This is a genomic window from Mesorhizobium sp. M7A.F.Ca.CA.004.04.2.1 (assembly GCF_004022825.1).
In the GTDB taxonomy this organism is placed as follows: Bacteria; Pseudomonadota; Alphaproteobacteria; order Rhizobiales; family Rhizobiaceae; genus Mesorhizobium.
Genome location: NZ_RZPH01001249.1, coordinates 1 through 1,518 on the forward strand (window position 1 = coordinate 1; position 1,518 = coordinate 1,518).

General features: G+C 61.1%; 1 protein-coding gene and 1 pseudogene. Both read right to left on the minus strand.

Annotation, left to right across the window (positions count from 1 at the left end):
• Positions 1–1,010 (minus strand): annotated as a pseudogene (locus EN893_RS33515) (protein translocase subunit SecDF); the annotation flags it as partial.
• Between the two features lie 51 nt (positions 1,011–1,061).
• A complete protein-coding gene (gene yajC / locus EN893_RS33520; protein ID WP_127270542.1) occupies positions 1,062–1,400 on the minus strand; it encodes a preprotein translocase subunit YajC in 339 nt (112 codons plus the stop codon).
• Positions 1,401–1,518 lie beyond the last annotated feature (118 nt).

Consider the following 1,518-nt stretch of genomic DNA (forward strand, 5'->3'; position numbering starts at 1 on the left):
CTCTGGGCAGTGAAATTGCCGGAAATCTGGCCGGTGCCGCCGAGGATCGGCTCGCGGATCTGCGGCGCCGAAATCACCTGATTGTCGAGGATAATGGCGAACAGCTTGCCGACATTCTGCGCCGTGGCCTGACCGAAGCGCGCCGCTCCTTTCGAATCGAAGCGGAACGACACCACCGGCTCGTTGTTCTGCGAATTGTATGTCGCCTGTGCGTCAACGAGGTTTTCGCCCGAGACGATGACGCGATTTTCGATCAGATACGGAACCGGCGGATCGTCCTGCGAATACAGCACCGATGACCCGGCGGGCGGACGGCCATTGAGCGCGTCCTGCACCGGCATCGACTGGTCGACCATCTGGAAGGTCAGCTTGGCGGTCTGGCCGAGGATTTCTTTCAGTCTCTGCGGGTCCTGAAGACCCGGCACCTGGACAAGGATACGGTCGTCGCCCTGCCGCTGCACGATCGGTTCGGTGGTGCCGAGTTCGTTGACGCGGCGTTCGACCACCTCGATCGACTGCGTCAGCGCGGTCGACGTGCGGTATTTGATGCCGGCGTCGGTGACGTTGAACTTGAGCAGGCCGGGCTCGGAATCGTCGAGCGTCATTTCCTGGACGGAGCCGCCGGTGAACAGGCCGGCAGCGACCGGATCGGTCAGCGTCTTCAGCGCCGTCTTGGCGGCATCGATCTGGGCGGGATCGGTGATGCGGACCTGCAGGGTCCGCCCCGTGCCGGCAAGGCCGGTATAGCCGATCTTGGCGTCGCGTAGCAGCGTGCGGATTTCATCGCGCGTCGTCTCCAGCCGATCCTTGATCAGATCGTTCTGGTTCATTTCCAGCAGGATGTGCGAACCACCCTGCAGGTCGAGGCCGAGCGTCATCTGCCGCTTCGGTACCCAGCTGGGCAATTGCGCCAGCGTGCTGGCGGAGAACAGGTTGGGCGCGGCGAGGATCACTGTGATGGCCACGGCCACCCAGATCAGGATCATCTTGAAGCGCGAAAAATACAGCATATGGCGTCGTCCGTCAGAGCGTGTCCGCGGATCGCTCCGCCTAAAATTGGATTATTTCTTGGCGTTCTGGTTGGCCACCGGCTCGCCCTTGACGCGCACATCGGCGATCGTCGAGCGCAGCGCCGTCACCTTCAAGCCGTTACCGAGGTCGATCTCGAGCTCGTTGTCGTCGATCACCTTGGTCACCTTGCCGACGAAGCCGCCGCCGGTGACGACCGTGTCGCCGCGACGGACAGCCGCCAGCATCTCGCCGCGCTTCTTCAGCTGCGTGCGCTGCGGCCTAATGATCAGAAAATACATGATCACGAAAATCAGGACAAAGGGCAAAATGCTGATGAACATGTCGGGAGAAGCGCCGACGCCTTGGGCGTATGCCGGTGTCACGAACATCGAGGTACTCCTGATCTTTGAAAACAGCCGCCAATTTGGCGGCCCTTGAAATTTGGCCGGAATATAGTCGGTAAAGTTGTCAATGCAACTGCGCGGCCGGCCAAATCGGCTGCTTTTA